The 16119-nt window shown below is 69.6% G+C and carries 15 protein-coding genes; 9 read left to right on the forward strand and 6 right to left on the reverse strand.

Annotated features, from left to right (window positions below; all coding sequences use genetic code 11):
- Positions 1–58 precede the first annotated feature (58 nt).
- The 3 genes from AB0383_RS38130 to AB0383_RS38140 are packed head-to-tail and all read right to left on the reverse strand — an operon-like array spanning position 59 to position 2865.
- Complete coding sequence (locus AB0383_RS38130; RefSeq protein ID WP_364185205.1) at positions 59–547, reverse strand: glutathione peroxidase; 489 nt, start codon at positions 545–547, stop codon at positions 59–61.
- A 15-nt stretch (positions 548–562) separates the two neighbouring features.
- Complete coding sequence (locus AB0383_RS38135; RefSeq protein WP_364185203.1) at positions 563–2095, reverse strand: glycoside hydrolase family 57 protein; 1533 nt, start codon at positions 2093–2095, stop codon at positions 563–565.
- Positions 2092–2865 (reverse strand): class I SAM-dependent methyltransferase, encoded by a 774-nt coding sequence (locus AB0383_RS38140; RefSeq protein WP_364185201.1) that lies wholly within the window; start codon positions 2863–2865, stop codon positions 2092–2094. Before AB0383_RS38140 ends, AB0383_RS38135 begins: the two co-directional genes overlap by 4 nt.
- Before the next feature lie 53 nt (positions 2866–2918).
- Here AB0383_RS38140 and AB0383_RS38145 point away from each other — a divergent pair, with 53 nt between their 5' ends.
- Positions 2919–3344, forward strand: coding sequence for a hypothetical protein (locus AB0383_RS38145; protein ID WP_364185199.1), 426 nt, complete (start codon positions 2919–2921; stop codon positions 3342–3344).
- On the opposite strand, the gene AB0383_RS38150 is transcribed toward AB0383_RS38145, so the two are convergent.
- On the reverse strand, positions 3325–4161 hold the full coding sequence (locus tag AB0383_RS38150) for a DegV family protein (protein ID WP_366189868.1): 837 nt from the start codon (positions 4159–4161) through the stop codon (positions 3325–3327). The genes AB0383_RS38145 and AB0383_RS38150 overlap by 20 nt on opposite strands.
- A gap of 243 nt (positions 4162–4404) precedes the next feature.
- Here AB0383_RS38150 and AB0383_RS38155 point away from each other — a divergent pair, with 243 nt between their 5' ends.
- The 4 genes from AB0383_RS38155 (at position 4405) to AB0383_RS38170 (ending at position 8037) form a co-directional block, all read left to right on the forward strand.
- Complete coding sequence (locus AB0383_RS38155; RefSeq protein ID WP_364185195.1) at positions 4405–5190, forward strand: electron transfer flavoprotein subunit beta/FixA family protein; 786 nt, start codon at positions 4405–4407, stop codon at positions 5188–5190.
- 28 nt (positions 5191–5218) lie between these two features.
- Positions 5219–6178 (forward strand): electron transfer flavoprotein subunit alpha/FixB family protein, encoded by a 960-nt coding sequence (locus AB0383_RS38160; protein WP_366189869.1) that lies wholly within the window; start codon positions 5219–5221, stop codon positions 6176–6178.
- Between the two features lie 162 nt (positions 6179–6340).
- On the forward strand, positions 6341–7123 hold the full coding sequence (locus tag AB0383_RS38165; protein WP_366189870.1) for a GNAT family N-acyltransferase: 783 nt from the start codon (positions 6341–6343) through the stop codon (positions 7121–7123).
- Positions 7120–8037: a lysophospholipid acyltransferase family protein gene (locus tag AB0383_RS38170; protein ID WP_364185190.1), complete on the forward strand. Its 918-nt coding sequence runs from the start codon at positions 7120–7122 to the stop codon at positions 8035–8037. The genes AB0383_RS38165 and AB0383_RS38170 overlap by 4 nt, the downstream gene beginning before the upstream one ends.
- A gap of 521 nt (positions 8038–8558) precedes the next feature.
- Here AB0383_RS38170 and AB0383_RS38175 read toward each other — a convergent pair.
- The gene (locus AB0383_RS38175; protein WP_366189871.1) at positions 8559–9464 is read right to left on the reverse strand and encodes an NADP-dependent oxidoreductase; all 906 of its coding nucleotides are present in this window, start codon (positions 9462–9464) and stop codon (positions 8559–8561) included.
- A 149-nt stretch (positions 9465–9613) separates the two neighbouring features.
- Here AB0383_RS38175 and AB0383_RS38180 point away from each other — a divergent pair, with 149 nt between their 5' ends.
- The 4 genes from AB0383_RS38180 (at position 9614) to mnmA (ending at position 14672) form a co-directional block, all read left to right on the forward strand.
- Positions 9614–10900, forward strand: coding sequence for a LuxR C-terminal-related transcriptional regulator (locus tag AB0383_RS38180; protein ID WP_366189872.1), 1287 nt, complete (start codon positions 9614–9616; stop codon positions 10898–10900).
- 45 nt (positions 10901–10945) lie between these two features.
- Positions 10946–12316: an MFS transporter gene (locus tag AB0383_RS38185; RefSeq protein WP_366189873.1), complete on the forward strand. Its 1371-nt coding sequence runs from the start codon at positions 10946–10948 to the stop codon at positions 12314–12316.
- A gap of 64 nt (positions 12317–12380) precedes the next feature.
- Positions 12381–13577, forward strand: a complete 1197-nt coding sequence (locus AB0383_RS38190; RefSeq protein WP_366189874.1) for a cysteine desulfurase family protein — start codon at positions 12381–12383, stop codon at positions 13575–13577.
- 3 nt (positions 13578–13580) lie between these two features.
- Positions 13581–14672, forward strand: coding sequence for a tRNA 2-thiouridine(34) synthase MnmA (mnmA, locus tag AB0383_RS38195; RefSeq protein ID WP_364185180.1), 1092 nt, complete (start codon positions 13581–13583; stop codon positions 14670–14672).
- 9 nt (positions 14673–14681) lie between these two features.
- Here the strand turns inward: mnmA and AB0383_RS38200 are convergent, their stop codons facing one another.
- Positions 14682–15965 (reverse strand): DUF222 domain-containing protein, encoded by a 1284-nt coding sequence (locus AB0383_RS38200; RefSeq protein ID WP_364185178.1) that lies wholly within the window; start codon positions 15963–15965, stop codon positions 14682–14684.
- Positions 15966–16119: the final 154 nt, after the last annotated feature.

Genomic DNA, 16119 nt, shown 5'->3' on the forward strand with positions numbered 1-16119 from the left:
GGCGACAAGAAAAGGGCGGGAGCTCCAAGGAGTCCCCGCCCTTCGCCGGCCGTGAAAATCAGGCAGGCAGCACTGCCTCGATCGCCTTCACCACGGTCTCGTCCTCGGGCTCGGTCCGCGGACGGAACCGGCCCACGACCTCACCGTCGGAGTTGATCAGGAACTTCTCGAAGTTCCACTGCACGTCGCCGGCGTCACCCTCGGCGTCGGCGGTCTGGGTGAGCGTGGAGTACAGCGGGTGACGGTCGTCGCCGTTCACCTCGAGCTTCTCGAACAGCGGGAAGGTGACGCCGTAGGTGGTGGAGCAGAACGTCTGGATCTCGTCGGCCGTCCCGGGCTCCTGGCCGGCGAACTGGTTGCACGGGAACCCGACGACGGAGAAACCCTTGTCGCCGTAGCGTTCCTGCAGCTTCTCCAGGCCGGTGTACTGCGGGGTCAGGCCGCACTTCGAGGCGACGTTGACCACCAGCAGCGCCTTGCCGCCGAGCGCGCCCAGGGTGGTGTCCTCACCCGAGAGCGTCTTCAGCGGGATGTCGCGAATGCTCATTCCTCGGTGTCCCTTTCACTTGTGTGGCAGCAGCTGTCGTGCGTCCAGCTGTCCGAACGGTCCATCGGCGCGGCGGTACTCCGCCGCGAGCTCCTGCGCGCGAGCGCGGTCGCCGGTGCGCAGCAGCCCGGCGAGCTCGTCGAAACGCGAGGTGTGCACATGGGCGCGCCGGCGCGCGTAGTCCGCGGCGGAGTCCTTGGTGACCATGAACGCCCAGTCGCTCGACAACGCCAGCATCGCCTCCGCGACGGCCTGGTCGGCCACGGTGTCGTGAGCGGTTCCCCCGTGCTCCCCGAAATGCCCGGAAACGAGGTCCAGCAAGCGTTTCTGCAACGCTGTGTTGTCCTGCACCATGTCGGCCACCTGCTCGCCGTCCCACACGCGCCAGTCCTTGCCCGAACCCCACGACGACGCGGGCAGGTCGATCGGCGCCCCCACGTGGCCGGCCTCCAGCGCGCCCTTCAGTGTCGTCACGCGAACGCCCGCCTCCGGCAGCGCGCGCAGAACCCCCTCGAGCCACGCGGGACCCTCGTGCCACCAGTGCCCGAACAGTTCCGTGTCATACGCCGCCACCACGAGAGACTCACGCCCGTGCTGCGCCCGCAGCGAACGCAGCCGCGCGACGACCGTGTCGACGAAGTCCTTCACGTGCGTACCGAGTACGTCTGCGGCGAGCGCGGGGTCGTACGGCGCCTTCTCGTGCGGCGGCACCTGCTTCCCGGTGACGCGCGACGCCTTCAACCCCACTTCATGCGCCCACGTGTGGAAGTCGCGGTACGCCGCGTGCCCGGGGTAGCCGGCTTTCGGCGACCAGACGCGGTAGGTCACCTCGAGGTCACGCCCGAAACACACCACGTCCGAGGAGCCGACCGTCCGCGCCGCCGACGTGTCGCCGTGCAGCGACGGTCCGTCGACCAGGAACCGCTGCACGCCCGCGGCCGCGTAACCACGCTCCATCCCGGGCTCGTAGCCGCATTCCGGCGCCCAGATGCCCTCCGGCCGCCGCCCGACGCGCAGCTGCGTGTCGGCCAGGCCTTCGCGCAGGGCGAACGCGCGAACGTCCTCGTCCAGCAACGGCTGGAACGGGTGCGCGAGCGGTCCCCCCAGCAGTTCGATCGTGTCACTGTCCACAAGTGACCGCAGGATCGGCGAGAACCCGTGGCGCCAGCGCGTCTCCAGCTCCTCTGTCGCGCGCACGGCCGTCTTGTGCTCCGCCGCGGCCAGGTCGCGCAGCAGCGGGTCGCCGCCCCACAGCGTCGACGCGTGCTGCGCGCGCAGCTGCCAGTGGCCGAGCCAGTCGTGGCACGCTCGGATCGCGTACGGGTCGTCGAGCTGCGCCGCGAGCACGGGTGTCATGCCGAGCGTCAGGACGTCGCGTCGCCCCTCAGCGGCGAAACGCTGCAGAAGGTCGACGACCGGCAGGTACGAATGTGCCCACGCCTGGTAGAGCCACTCCTCGCCGACGGGCCAGCTGCCGTGGTGCGGCAACCAGGGGAGATGGCTGTGCAGGACGAGGCAAAAAGTGCCTTCCGAGGCGGGCGGAGTCACGGGCGCACCGCCACCGCGACCAGATCGAGGCTCGCGTCCAGGTCGTCACCGCGGACGGAGAAGTCCTCCGCCCCGACCGCCGCGACGTCGGCGAGCAACCCCGCCGGCCACACGGCCTGCCCGGGCAACGAGCCCATCACCACCTCGAGCTGCGCGTCGATGATCGAGCCGCCGTACGCGCGTTCGAGCTCCCGCAGGCGTGCCCCGTGATGCAACCCGTGTAGCGATTGGACGACGAACCCGGCCGCACGCAGCAGACCGTCCAATTCGGACGGTGCGAGCTCCCGTGTGTGGTACGGGTTCAGCGGTGTGTCGGAACCCGGCGTGAACGTGAGCCGGTTCGGGGTCGTGACCAGCAGTTTCCCGCCCGGCCGCAGCACGCGGAAACACTCGGCGAGGAACCCGTCCTGGTCCCACAGGTGCTCGATCACCTGGAAGTTCGCGACTACCTCCACGGATTCGCCACTCAACGGCAAAAACGCGAGGTTCGCCCGCGCCACCGCAACATCCGGGTAGCGACGGGCGACGTGCTCCGTGGTGGGCACGTCATAGTCCAGCGCCAGCACGCGCCGCGCCGTTTTCGCGATCAGCCCCGCGCCGTAACCCTCGCCGCAGCCCGCCTCCAGCACCGTCGCGCCGGCGCAGTGGGGGAGCAGGGCGACGTAGGCGGCTTCGTGGCGACGGAACCAGTAATTCTCCTCGGGGATGCCGGGGACGGTCCGTTCGCCGGTGAGGTGCAGTGCCTCGGCCCGGGTGGCTGCGTTGGTCACCTGCGCGACCCTAGCGCGTGTCACGTTCCCGACCGCCGTCTCGTTCCAGCCCCATGCAACGGACCCTCACGCGTGTACTGCTGGTGCTGCTCGGCGTCGTCACGGCGGCGACGGGAGTGTGGCCACTCCTGTCGCCCCTGGGCTTCTACCAGGACTTTCCCGGCTTCCGCCACGGCTGGGTCAGCATGGACGGAGCGTTCGACGAACACCTCATCCGCGACTTCGGCGCCCTCAACCTCGCGCTGGCGGCGACGCTGATCGGCGCTGCCGTGATCGGCACCACAGCCGTCGCGCGGCTGGCGGCCGTGGCGGCGCTGCTGTTCGCCGTGCCGCACTTCGTCTATCACCTCGGGCACGTCGGCCACTTCGCGACCGTCGACCAAGTAATGATCCTGTCAACGCTCGCGCTGGGCGTGCTGGTGCCGCTTGTCGTGCTGTTCGTGCCGGGACGAAAGCCGGTCAGGTCGGCGACACCGTGATGCTCAGCGCGCCCGGGCCGACGTGCGCGCCGATCACCGTGCTCGCGTCGCCGACCACGACGTCCGTGATCCCGGGAATCCGGTCCCTCAGGCGCCGCACGACCTCGGTCTCGTCCGAGCCGAAGCGAGTCACGGCGACGTCCACGCGCTGGTCGCCCGCGGCCTTCACCGCGAGGTCGACGAGCCGGTTCATCGCGCGCTTCGTGCCGGGAACGCGGGCCAGCGGCGAGACCTCACCGTTACGCACGGTGAGCAACGGCTTGATCGAGAACGCCGTACCCACCAGCGACTGGGCGGCTCCGACGCGTCCGGTGCGCCGGAGGTACTCGAGCGTGTCCACGTAGATCAGCTCGGTCGCGGCGCGCACGCGGCGCTCGGCGGCTTCGAGCACGCGCGCGAGCTGACCCCCGGCGCCGGCGACGCGCGCGGCCGACACCGCTGCGTAACCGAGGCTCATGCTGGCCGTTCCACTGTCGATGATGTGCACGGGGATCCGGACCTGTTGCGCCGCCTCGCGGGCCGCCTGAACGGTCTCCGAAAGGCGACCGGAGATGTGCAGGCTGACGATGGCGGACGCGCCGCGGGCGGCGGCGTCCTGGTACGTCCAGAAGAACGCACCCGGGTCGGGCGGCGAAGTGGTGACGCTGTGGCCGGACTTCATGGCGGAGATGAGCTCGTTGCGGTCGAACCGGTGTTCGTCGTCCGTCTGATCCCCGACGTGCAGCTGGACCTGCACCACGCCGATGCCCCAACGGGCGGCGAGTTTGTCGGGCAGGCACGAGGTCGAGTCCGTGACTACGGCGATGTGCGCGGGCATGGTGCGGGAGGTTAACCCCTGTCGGCCTACTGCCAGTAGCCCACCGTTGGTCCGATCGGGCGAGCGGTGTGCTGGACGGGTTAACCGGCGGACTACCGGGACGATGGTCTCAAAAGATTGCTCATCCAGGTGAATGCCGTCACCTCGGCGGGTCTCCCCGCCTGAATGGCCCTAATCTACCGGCCAGTAGAGCACTGTCCCGCGGCCGAGAGCCGGCCCCAACCGGGAGGTCGAAGAAGACCCATGACGAATATCGTTGTCCTGGTCAAGCAGGTACCGGACACCTACTCGGAGCGGAAGCTCTCCGGTGCCGACAACACGCTTGACCGCGAATCCGCAGACGCCGTGCTCGACGAGATCAACGAGAAGGCCGTCGAAGAGGCGCTGAAGATCAAGGAGGCGGGCGAGGGCGAGGTCACCGTGATCTCCGTCGGCCCCGACCGCGCCACCGACGCCATCCGCAAGGCGCTGTCCATGGGCGCCGACAAGGCCATCCACGTCTCCGACGAGGCGCTGCACGGCTCCGACGCCATCGCCACCGCCAAGGTGCTGGCCGCCGCGATCGGCAAGGTCGAGGGCTACGACCTGGTCATCGCCGGCAACGAGGCGTCCGACGGCCGCGGCGCCGCCGTGCCGGCGATCGTCGCCGAGCTGCTCGGCCTGCCGCAGCTGACCTACGTGCGCCAGCTGACCGTCGAGGGCTCCAGCGTGAAGGCCGACCGCGAGACCGAGGACGGCATCACCCACCTCGAGGCGAACCTGCCCGCGCTCGTGAGCGTCGGCGAGAAGATCAACGAGCCGCGCTACCCGTCGTTCAAGGGCATCATGGCCGCGAAGAAGAAGCCGGTCGAGACGTTCACCGTCGCCGACCTCGGCATCGACGCGGGCGAGGTCGGTCTCGCCAACGCGTGGTCCACCGTGCTCGAGTCGTCCCCGAAGCCGCCGCGCACCGCGGGCGAGAAGGTGGAGGACGAGGGCGACGGCGGCACCAAGGTCGCCGAGTACCTGGTCGCGCAGAAGCTCATCTGAGACACGGTTTCGAGGAGGATCACGAAAAATGGCTGAAGTACTCGTCCTCGTCGACCACGTCGACGGTGATGTCAAGAAGGTCACGCTCGAGCTGCTGACCGCCGCCCGCGCGCTGGGTGAGCCCTCGGCCGTCGTCGTGGGCCCCACGGGCACCGCGGCCAAGGCCAAGGAAGCGCTCGCCGGCCACGGTGCCGCGAAGGTCTACGTCGCCGAGGGCGACGACGCCACGAGCTACCTGGTGACCCCGAAGGTCGACGTGCTGACGAAGCTCGCGGAGCAGGCTTCGCCGGCCGCCGTGCTCGTCGCCGCCAGCGCCGAGGGCAAGGAGGTGGCCGCGCGCGTCGCAGTGCGGCTGGGCTCCGGTCTGCTCTACGACGCGGTGGGCGTGAACGCCGACGGTTCGGTGGACCAGTCCATCTTCGGTGGCGCGTTCTCCGTGAAGTCCAAGGCTGCCAAGGGCGCGCCGGTGATCTCGGTGCGTCCGGGTGCCGTCGAGGCCGAGGCCGCCGACGGTGCTGCCGCCGAGGAGATCGTCGAGATCCCGGCGCAGGACGCGGCGAAGTCCGCGAAGATCACCGGCATCGAGCCGATCGTCGGTGGCGACCGTCCGGAGCTCACCGAGGCGTCGATCGTCGTCTCGGGTGGCCGTGGTGTCGGTTCGGCGGAGAAGTTCGACGTCGTCGAGAAGCTGGCCGACTCGCTCGGCGCGGCCGTCGGCGCGTCGCGTGCGGCCGTCGACTCCGGCTATTACCCGGCGCAGTTCCAGGTGGGTCAGACCGGCAAGACGGTGTCGTCGCAGCTGTACATCGCGCTCGGCATCTCCGGCGCGATCCAGCACCGCGCCGGCATGCAGACGTCGAAGACGATCATCGCCGTCAACAAGGACGCCGAGGCTCCCATCTTCGAGATCGCCGACTTCGGCATCGTGGGCGACCTGTTCAATGTCGCGCCGCAGCTGACGGAGGCCGTCGACAAGCGCAAGGGCTGATGTTTCCCGCTCCGAAGGCCGCTGGGCGATGTACCGCTCAGCGGCCTTCGGCGTTTGTCGGACCCTGAGAAAAGCCTGAGAACCTGCAATTAACTCAACGTGCACTAATCGGTCATCGATTGGCACTCTCCGCGGTTTCCAGGTCGCAGGTACACAGTGTTCATGACGTCGTCTCAGCTCCTCGTCAGCACTGATCAGGCGGGTGTCGAGCTCCCGGCCGATGCGCCGAGGTACTCCCTGCTCGTGGCCCACGCGAACGAAGAAGTGCTCGCCGCGCAGAAGCTGCGGCACCAGGTTTTCGCCGAGGAGATGGGGGCCCACCTCAATTCCCTGAAGCCCGGTCTCGACGTCGACTACTTCGACGAGTTCTGCGACCACCTCGTGGTGCGCGACGACAAGACCGGCGACATCGTCGGCTGCTACCGCATGCTTCCGCCAGAGCGCGCCTCCCAGGCCGGCAGCCTGTACTCTGACAGTGAATTCGACCTGACGGCCCTCTCCGGCCTGCGCTCGACGCTCGTGGAGACCGGCCGCTCCTGCGTGCACCCGGACCACCGCAGCGGCGCCGTCGTGAGCCTGGTGTGGGCGGGGATCGCGCGGTACATGCTGCTTTCCGGCCACCGCTACCTCGCCGGCTGCGCGTCCGTGCCGCTGAGCGACGGCGGCAGCTACGCCGCGGGCGTCTGGGATGTGTTGCGCGCCAAGCACTACGCCGAGGAGTCGCGCCGCGTTTCGCCGCTGCACCCGTGGGATTCCGACTCCGTCGCCCGTCCCGACCGCGCCGTGCTGCCGCCGCTGATCAAGGGCTACGTGCGGCTCGGCGCCGAGGTCTGCGGCCCGCCGGCGCTCGACGAGGACTTCGGCGTCGCCGACTTCTTCGTCCTGCTCGACTTGCACAAGATCGACGAGCGCTACCTCAAGTTCTTCCTCGGAGTGCAGGTATGAGCCACGCCTGGATGCCGACGTCCCCCTGCGGCGACGGCTGCCTCACCGAAGGTGCCGCCACGGTCTCGTTCCCGCGTCGCGTGCTGCGCTTCGCGTCGGCCATCGGGGTGGTCCTGGCGGCCCTGCTGACGGCGCCGCTGCTGCTCGTGCTGCGCGGCCGGGGCCGGGAACGCCTGGTCCGGACCATTTTCCGCTCGGTGCTGCGCGCGTTCGGCGTGAAGCTGGTCGTCCGGGGCGGCGCCGACTTCCTCGCCGCCCCCGCCGGCCGTGGCGCGCTGGTGGTGAACAACCACATCTCGTGGCTGGACATCGTCGCCATCAACGCCCTGCGCCCCATGCGCGCCCTCGCGAAGGTCGAGATCGGCTCTTGGCCCGTCCTCGGCACCCTCGTCCGCCGCGGCGGCAGCATCTTCCTGGACCGCGAACGACTCCGCACGCTGCCCCACACCATGACCGAGCTCGCCGACGCTCTGCGCTCCGGCTCGCTCGTCAACGTCACCCCTGAAGGCACCACGTGGTGCGGCCTCGCCTCCGGCCGCTTCACCACGGCCACCTTCCAGGCCGCCATCGACGGTGGCGTGCCCGTCCGCCCCATCGCCCTGCGCTACCGCCTCGCCGACGGCCGCGAGACCAGCATGCCCGCGTTCATCGGACCGGAGTCCCTCATCGCCTCCCTGCGGCGAGTGGCCTCCCTGCGCGGCCTGGTCCTCGAAGCGCACGTCTGCCCGGAGATCGCCCCCGGTCGTGCGGAGGACCGTCGCTCGCTGGCCGCCCTCGCGGAGGCCTCGGTGCACTCGGCGCTGGGGACGGTCCGGATCCCGGCCCAGGGTCGCCGGCGGGTTTCCTCGGCTCCCGCCGCTGTCTTCGCTGGCAAGCCTTCGGCCCAGCCCGCGAAGGCGCACCCAGTTCACTGATTTCCTAGCTTGAACTGCAGGACGCGGGTGTCGCCGCTGAACGGCGACGCCCGCGAACCTGTTGTTGCCCTGAACGGCGACACCCGCGAACGTGTCGTTGCCACTGAACGGCGACGCCCGCGAACTGCCGTCGCCACCGAATGGCAACGACTGCGAACTGCTGTCGCCACTCAGCGGCGACGTTCGCCAACAGCTGTCACCAGTCGACGGCGATGTCCGCGAATCGGTTGTCGCCGCTGACCGGCGATATCCGTGAACCGCCGTGGCCACTCATCGGCAATGCCACAAACTGCTCTGGGCCCGACGCCCCCGGGCGCAGCGCTTCGCCCTCGACAGACAAGACTCGGCACGACATTGCAAGTCGGCGTCCACACCCGTTGCCACTCAGAGGCAAAACTCTCTGACCAGCCAATCTTCCCACGGCCACGGCCCGACGATCGACAGCACCACACGATCGGGCCGACCTTGTCCCGCCCAAAATTCGACGGGGCCGGCCGAGAAAGGCCGAACCCGTCGAACCGTCACGACACGACGATCGTGATCTTCCCTCCCGGATGCCCCTTCTGGCTCTCCTGCTGCGCAGCCGCGGCCTCCTCCAACGGGTAGCTCCTCCCCTGCGCGATCTGCAGCCCGCGTTCCACGAACTCGAGGATCTCCGCCAGCACCTCGGGAGTCGCGTCGTCCGCGGTGCCAGCCGAGAACGGCAGCCCCAGCTCGAACGCCGCCCCGTCCGCGATGGTCACCACCCGCTCCTTCGACCCGAGCAACTCGACGGAATCCGGCAGCACGCCATGACCCGACGCGTCGAGCACCGCGTCCACCGGCCGGTCCGCCGCCGCGCGGACGCGCTCGGGCCAGCCGTCGCCGTAGAGGACGGGGATGGCGCCCAGTGACTTCACGTCGTCGAAGCTGCGTTGCCCCGCCGTGCCGATCACGGTGGCACCGAGCGCGACGGCCGCCTGCGTCGCGAAGCGCCCGACGGTGCCACTCGCACCGTGGATCAGCAGCAGGTCACCGGCCTTCACGGCCAGCAAACGCAACACCCGTAGCGCCGTTTCGCCGGCCACGGGCAACGCCACGGCGTCGTCCCACGACAGGCTCGCCGGCTTGTGCGCAACCGTCGTCGCCAGCGCGTACTCGGCGTATGAGCCGGTCACGGCCCAGCCGAAGATCTCGTCGCCGACAGCGAAGGCCGCGCCGTCGCCCACCGCGTCCACGACGCCGGCCAGCTCGGCGCCCGGGATCTGCGGGCCCTTCGGTGCCGCGGCCTCGGACATGGCGCCGCTGCGAATCTTCCAGTCGATGGGGTTCACACCCGCGCGCCGCACGGCGACACGGACCTGTCCGGGGCCGGGTTCGGGCAGCGGGACGTCGCTGAGCTGCAGTACGTCCGGGCCGCCGTACGCGGCGAAGGTGATGGCTCGCATGGTTCCTCGTACTCTCCTTCGATTCAGGACGGTCGTTCGTCCTGCTTCGAGTCAACTGTCCCGCGTCGCGATCCGAACCGCTCGGACGAGCAGCGTTCACTATCCGGAAGAGCAGGACCGGTCCCTTCGTATACGCCTACCGTGGACACATGGACGCCTCCTGGACGAACCCGGCCCACGTGCTCGACGTCGCCGTGCGCGGCATCTCCGCGCCGCGGCCCGAGATGCTGCCGCGCTTCTCGCAGGAGCTCGGCGCCGTGCTGCCGCACCGCGCGGCCGCGATGCAGACGGGCGACTGCCCGCGCAGCCCGTTCAAGGTCACCGGCGACACGTCCATCACCGGCGCCGTGACCAGCGCGGAACTGGACCACCTCGCCGAGCGGGCCATCCCGGGCGAGGCCGTGGTCCTGGACGGTGTGCTCGCCGGCACCGAACGTCGCCTGATCCTGCTCACCTCTCGCCCCGCCATCGGCAACGGCGCGGTGATCGCCCTGGTGCCTTCCGACGCCGAGCCGTCCGTCGCGGTATTGGGACTCGCGGCCCGCCTCTGGCACCTGACCAGCACCGACGCCGGTCAACGCGCCGTCGACCCCGGTCCCGACGTTCTCGCCAGCAACCTCGCCGCCGCGGCCGCGCGCGCCCAGACCGTCACCGACCTGGGCCAGACGCACGCAGCCACGCTCGTCGCACTCCTGGCCGTCCTGCGCTCGGGCCGGCTCGGCGACGCCGCCGCGCGCCAGACGGCGACCGACTTGGCCGCACGCGCGCTCCTCGAACTGCGAGCTGTGGCAGACCGTGACCAGGCGCTGTCCGCGGAGTCCGCTCGCGCCGCGTTCGGCGTGCTCGCCGACCAGCTTTCGCCGGTGGTCGGCCACGCCGACGTCGCCGTCGACCTCGTGGCCCCCACCGACGACCGCCAGCTGCGGCAGGACATCGCCCACACGGCGCGCACCGTCACACGTGGCCTCGTCATCGCCGCCCTCGACCGCCCGGGCACGACCCGCATCCGCGCTTCCTGGCGCCTCGACGGCGCCGCCCTCCGCATCACCGTCCGCGACGACGCCCCCGACATCCCCGACGTCGTCCTCGACCCCGGCTTGACCGAACGCATAACGCCCCTCGGCGGCAGCTGGGAGGTCGACGCCGTCCCCGGCTGGGGCGCGACGATCACCGCCGCGCTCCCGCTGGACACCGTCGAAACGCCCGAGCTGCGCCCGCTCGACAGGCTCAACGCGCGGGAGGTCGAAGTCCTGTCGGGCATTTCGCAGGGGCTGCGCAACCGTCAGATCGCCGCGCAGCTGCAGCTCAGCGAGCACACTGTGAAGTTCCACGTGCGCAACCTCCTCGAGAAGCTCGAGGTCAGCTCCCGCGGCGAGGCCGCCGCGCTCGCTCGTGACCTGAGGCTCGATCCGGTAGCGGTGCACCGGACCGCGTGAAATCGACTTGACCTCCACACGGCTGGAGGTTGCAGTCTGGCGATCATGAGCCGGATCCTCGACGCCCAGCCCCAGCCCCGAAGAAGCGTGCTGTGGAGCCGCGAGCACCGGCTCACGACGATCGGCTTGTTGCTCGTGGTCACGTTGGTGGCCTTCGAAAGCATGGGCGTCGCCACGGCCATGCCCACGCTCGTCGCCGAGCTGCACGGCCTCACGCTGTACTCGTGGCCGTTCACGACGTTCCTGATCGCCAGCGTCGTCGCGACCGTGCTGTCCGGCCGCATGGGCGACCGCCGCGGCCCGGCGCCCGCACTCCTGGCCGGGCCGGCGCTGTTCGCCGCGGGCCTGGTGGTGGCCGGCACCGCGAGGTCCATGCCGGTGCTCTTGGCCGGCCGCGCCCTCCAGGGTCTCGGGTCGGGATTCCTACTGGTCGCGGTGTCCCTGCTCATCGCGCTGACGTTCACCGACCGCGAACGCCCCGTCATCTACGCCGCGAACGCCGCCGCGTGGGTTCTGCCCGCGGTGATCGGCCCTTCGGTCGCCGGCCTGATCACCGTCAGCATCGGGTGGCGCTGGGTGTTCCTCGGCCTGGTGCCGCTGGTCGCGATCGGTGTCGCGCTGCTGGTCGTCGTCGTCCGCGGCTTGCCCGACCACGTCCCGGCCGCGGAGGCCCGCCGCGCCGGCGTCGTCCCGGCGGTTGTCGCCGCGCTCGGGGTCGCCGCCTTGACGTGGGCGGGTCAGCACCCGTCGCCTCTCGCCCTCGGCTATGGCGCCATCGGCCTCGTGGCTCTCGGTTTGGCACTTCGCAAGCTGCTCCCCACGGGCACTCTGACGTTCCGCCCCGGCCTGCCCACCGTCGTCGCCTCCCGCGCCCTGCTTTCCGGCGCCTACGCCGGGATGGAGGCCTACCTGCCCCTCACGATGAGCGCCGTCCACGGCTACGGCCCCGCCCTGGCCGGCCTGCCGTTGACGATCACCGCCCTCGGCTGGTCGGCCGCCTCCGGACTGCAGGGAAGGTTCCTCGACTGGTCCCGCGAGGCGACGCTCCGCATCGGCTTCGCCCTGGTCGCCGTGGCTTTGGTGGGTTTCGGCTTCGTCGCGCAGCCCTGGTGCCCGGCGTGGCTGGCCTTCGTGATCTGCGCCGTCGGCGGCGCGGGCATGGGCGTCGCCATGCCCGCGATCTCCGTCCTCCTGCTCCGCTACTCCCCGGAAGGCGAACGCGGCTTCAACACCTCCGCCATGCAACTGGCGGACTGGGTCGGCTCGGCTCTGCTCATCGGCCTCGGTGGCGTCCTGCTGGCCGTCGTAGCCTCGGCCGTCCACCCGTCTCCGGCAATGGCGATCCTGGTCGCCGCCCTCGTTCTGCTCGCTTTGCTGGGGGTTCGTGTGACCAGCCGATGGCCGCAGAAGGTGTGACAGGCCACTTTCGCGCCCAGGGTGGACTTCGTCACGGGCTGAAGCGGACTACCCTGATGTGGCGATGACCTATCTCGACCATGCGGCGACCACCCCGATGCTGCCCGAAGCCGTAGCGGCGATGACTGAGGCTTTGTCCACCGTGGGCAACGCCTCCGCGCTGCACTCTTCGGGACGCCGTGCACGCCGCGTCGTGGAGGAATCCCGCGAGATCATCGCCGAAGCCCTGGGCGCCCGGCCTTCCGAGGTGATCTTCACCGGCGGCGGCACGGAGAGTGACAACCTCGCTGTCAAGGGCATCTACTGGGCTCGCCAGAGCGCTGACCCCGGTCGCCGCCGCATCCTGTGCAGCGTCGTGGAGCACCACGCCGTCCTCGACACCGTCGAATGGCTCGAGTCCCAGTGCGGCGCCGAAATAACCTGGCTTGAGGTCGACGACCAGGGCCGCGTCTCGCCGGCCACCTTGCGCGCCGCTATCGAGTCGTCGCCGGAGACCGTCGCGCTCGCAACGGTGATGTGGGCCAACAACGAGGTCGGCAGCATCAACCCGATCGCCGAGCTCGCCGCCATTTGCGCCGAGCACGACATCCCGCTGCACACCGACGCCGTTCAGGCCGTCGGCGCCGTCCCGGTCGACTTCGCCGCCAGCGGCGCCTCCGCCCTCACCTTGACGGGCCACAAGCTCGGTGGCCCATACGGCGTAGGCGCTCTCCTCCTCGGCCGCGACACCGAGTGCACCCCGGTTCTCCACGGTGGCGGCCAGGAACGCAGTGTTCGCTCCGGGACCCTCGATGTCCCGGCCATCGTCAGCTTCGCCACCGCGGTTCGCGTGGCAGCGGAGAGCCGCGCCGAATACGCGGCGCGCGTCGAGAAGCTCCGTGACGAACTCATCGCGGCCGTCCAGCGCGAGATCCCCGACGCGATCCTCAACGGCGGACGCGGCGAGTGCCTGCCGGGCCACGCCCACTTCACCTTCCCCGGCTGTGCCGGCGACAGCCTGCTGATGCTGCTGGACGCCAAGGGAATCGAATGCTCCACCGGCTCGGCCTGCACCGCGGGTGTCGCCCAGCCGAGCCACGTGTTGCTGGCGATGGGCGCTGACGCCGCGGCCGCCCGCGGCTCGCTGCGCTTTTCGCTGGGCCACACGTCGACACTGGATGACGTGACCGCGCTCGCGCGGGAGATCGGCGGGGTCGTCGCCCGGGCGCGGCAGGCGGGACTCGTCGGCATGCGCAAGCAGACCCAGAAGCAAGAGGTGTAAGCGATGCGGGTACTGGCTGCAATGAGCGGAGGAGTCGACTCGGCCGTCGCCGCGGCGCGGGCGGTTGACGCCGGTCACGATGTCGTCGGCGTGCACCTGGCGCTGTCCGCGAAACCAGGCACGCTGCGGACGGGTTCGCGCGGCTGCTGCACCATCGAGGACTCGCACGACGCCCGCCGCGCAGCCGACATCCTCGGGATTCCCTTCTACATCTGGGATTTCGCCGAGCGCTTCACCGAAGAGGTCGTCGAGACGTTCGTCGGCGAGTACGCGGCCGGCCGAACTCCCAACCCGTGCGTGACTTGCAACGAGAAGATCAAGTTCGAGGCGTTGCTGGACAAGGCAATGGCGCTCGGCTTCGATGCCGTGGCCACCGGCCACTATGCGCGCCTCGCGACGGTTGATGGCGAGCTCGAGCTTCGCCGGAGCGCCGACGAGGGCAAGGACCAGTCATACGTGCTGGCTTCCCTTACGCCCGAACAGCTCAGTCACGCGATGTTCCCGCTGGGCGACTCCTGGAAGTCGGACGTCCGCGCCGAGGCGGAGCAGCGTGGCCTTTCAGTGGCTCACAAGCCGGACAGCCACGACATCTGCTTCATCCCCGACGGTGACACCAAGCAGTTCCTCGAGAACCGGCTGGGGCAGCGACCGGGGCAGCTGGTCGATGCGGAGACGGGAGCCGTTCTCGGACAGCACACGGGCGTGCACGGGTTCACCGTCGGCCAGCGCAAGGGCCTCGGCATCGACGCGCCGGCCACTGACGGGCGACCCCGGTACGTGCTTTCGCTCGAGCCTATTTCGGGCACGGTGAAGGTCGGGTCGTCGACCGGCCTTGGCGTTGACGTGATCGAGGCCGACCGGGCGATCTGGCCGAGTGGTCGCGCGCTCGACGGTCCGACCGAATGCGTCGTGCAGGTTCGTGCGCACGGTGGCATCGCCGAAGCCGTGGCCGAGGCCGACGGCGAACGCGTCAGCGTCCAGCTACGCGAGTCGCTTCGGGGAGTTGCTCCGGGGCAGGTCGTGGTCTTGTACCGGCCGGACGCCGGTGCCGGCGATCTCGTCCTCGGCAGCGCGAAGATTTCCAGTACGCGCTGACCTCGTCGCTTAGGCTCCCTTGCGCGTCTCCACAGGGTGCTCGACTTGGCGGTCCGGTTCATGCAGCGGCGGCGGGACGCTCTCGACCTTTTGGCCGGTCGGCGTCGTGATGACGAGCTTTCCGTCGTCGAGGACCTGATATTTCCAATCGGCGCGATTCTTGAGGCGCCTGTGGCGGATGCAGTAGCTCAGCGTTCCGTCAGCGTCGGTTGCCGACCCGGCCTTCGTCGGTGTCGGTTCGGTCAGGCAGTTGTGCGCGGGGCGCGGGCAACCGGGCTGACGGCACTCGCGGTCCCGGACCCGCACGAACTCCTCGACGTCGAGGCTCGGCCGGTAACGGAACTTGCCGACTTCGATCACCTGCCCGGTGAGCGGGTCGGTGATGATCCGCCGCAGGGTCGTGTCGGGACCGGTCGCGATATGCCGGGCGACCTCCGCCGGAACGTGGCCGTGCCCGGCGAGCTCAGCTGGGTCGTCGTTAAGCCCCAGGTAGGTCTGGAGGTCGACGTACAGGTAGACCTCGGCCTGTTCGGCGACGCCACCCTTGTCTGTCAGCAGGAGGTCGAGCGCGACGTCCGCGCGCAGCTGGTCGAGCGTCCGCTTCTCGTCGCTTGTCTTGAGAGCCCGGGCGATTTTGTCGATACGGAGATAAGCGGCAGTAGCCTTCTCCGTGGGTGCGTTGTCGATGGAGAGCTGCGAGATGCCCTCGCACTGGTGGTGCAGGACGGTCCGGCGTTCAGCGCGCCGTTGCGTGACGCGGTTCGCCGCTCCTTCGGGGTCGGTCTTCATCGCGGCGTATGCGGTGGCTTTGCGGATCTGCGTGGGGTTCTTGTCGGACAGGCGGTCTTCGAGCAGGGTGTCGACGATCCGGGCGTGGTGATCGGACAGCCACACGGTGCCCTCGGTGACCTTCATGGCGCGATACAGGTCGACGAACCCGCTGTCCATCAGACGAAAGGTCCGAGGGAGTCGGTTCGTCAGGGCCTCGGCCGCGGAAACCATGGCGCCGGCCCGGTTGTCTGTGAGGTGCAAAGTCAACGCCACTTCAGAGGCCAGTTCTCGGGCGTCCGATCTTCGTGTGCGCAGTCCGGCGAGACAGTGGAGTTGAAGCGCTTGAAGTCGGGCGATCTGGTGACCCGCGTCCTTGGCCACCTGCATGAGCTGCCCTGTCTGCAAGCGCTCGAAAATCTCGAGATTTGCTTGCATGGCTCGGAGAAGGAAGTCGAGGTCGGCGGTTTCGGGGGTGTTGTTGGAATCGCCGGCGGCTGCGTTCGCCGACTTCGATTTGGTCATGGCGGCGACGATACGCATCGGCTGGTGCGTGGTCATCAAAACGGCACGAACGGGCCGTTCGCGCACTTTTCTTGGCGTCACAGGGAATTCGTGGCAACGTGCAGTTGTCGGGTGCTGCGGCGGCCAGGGCAACCTGTGCTGAATGGACAGCAGG

The sequence above is a fragment of the Amycolatopsis sp. NPDC051373 genome (assembly GCF_040689465.1).
Classification (GTDB): Bacteria; Actinomycetota; Actinomycetes; order Mycobacteriales; family Pseudonocardiaceae; genus Amycolatopsis.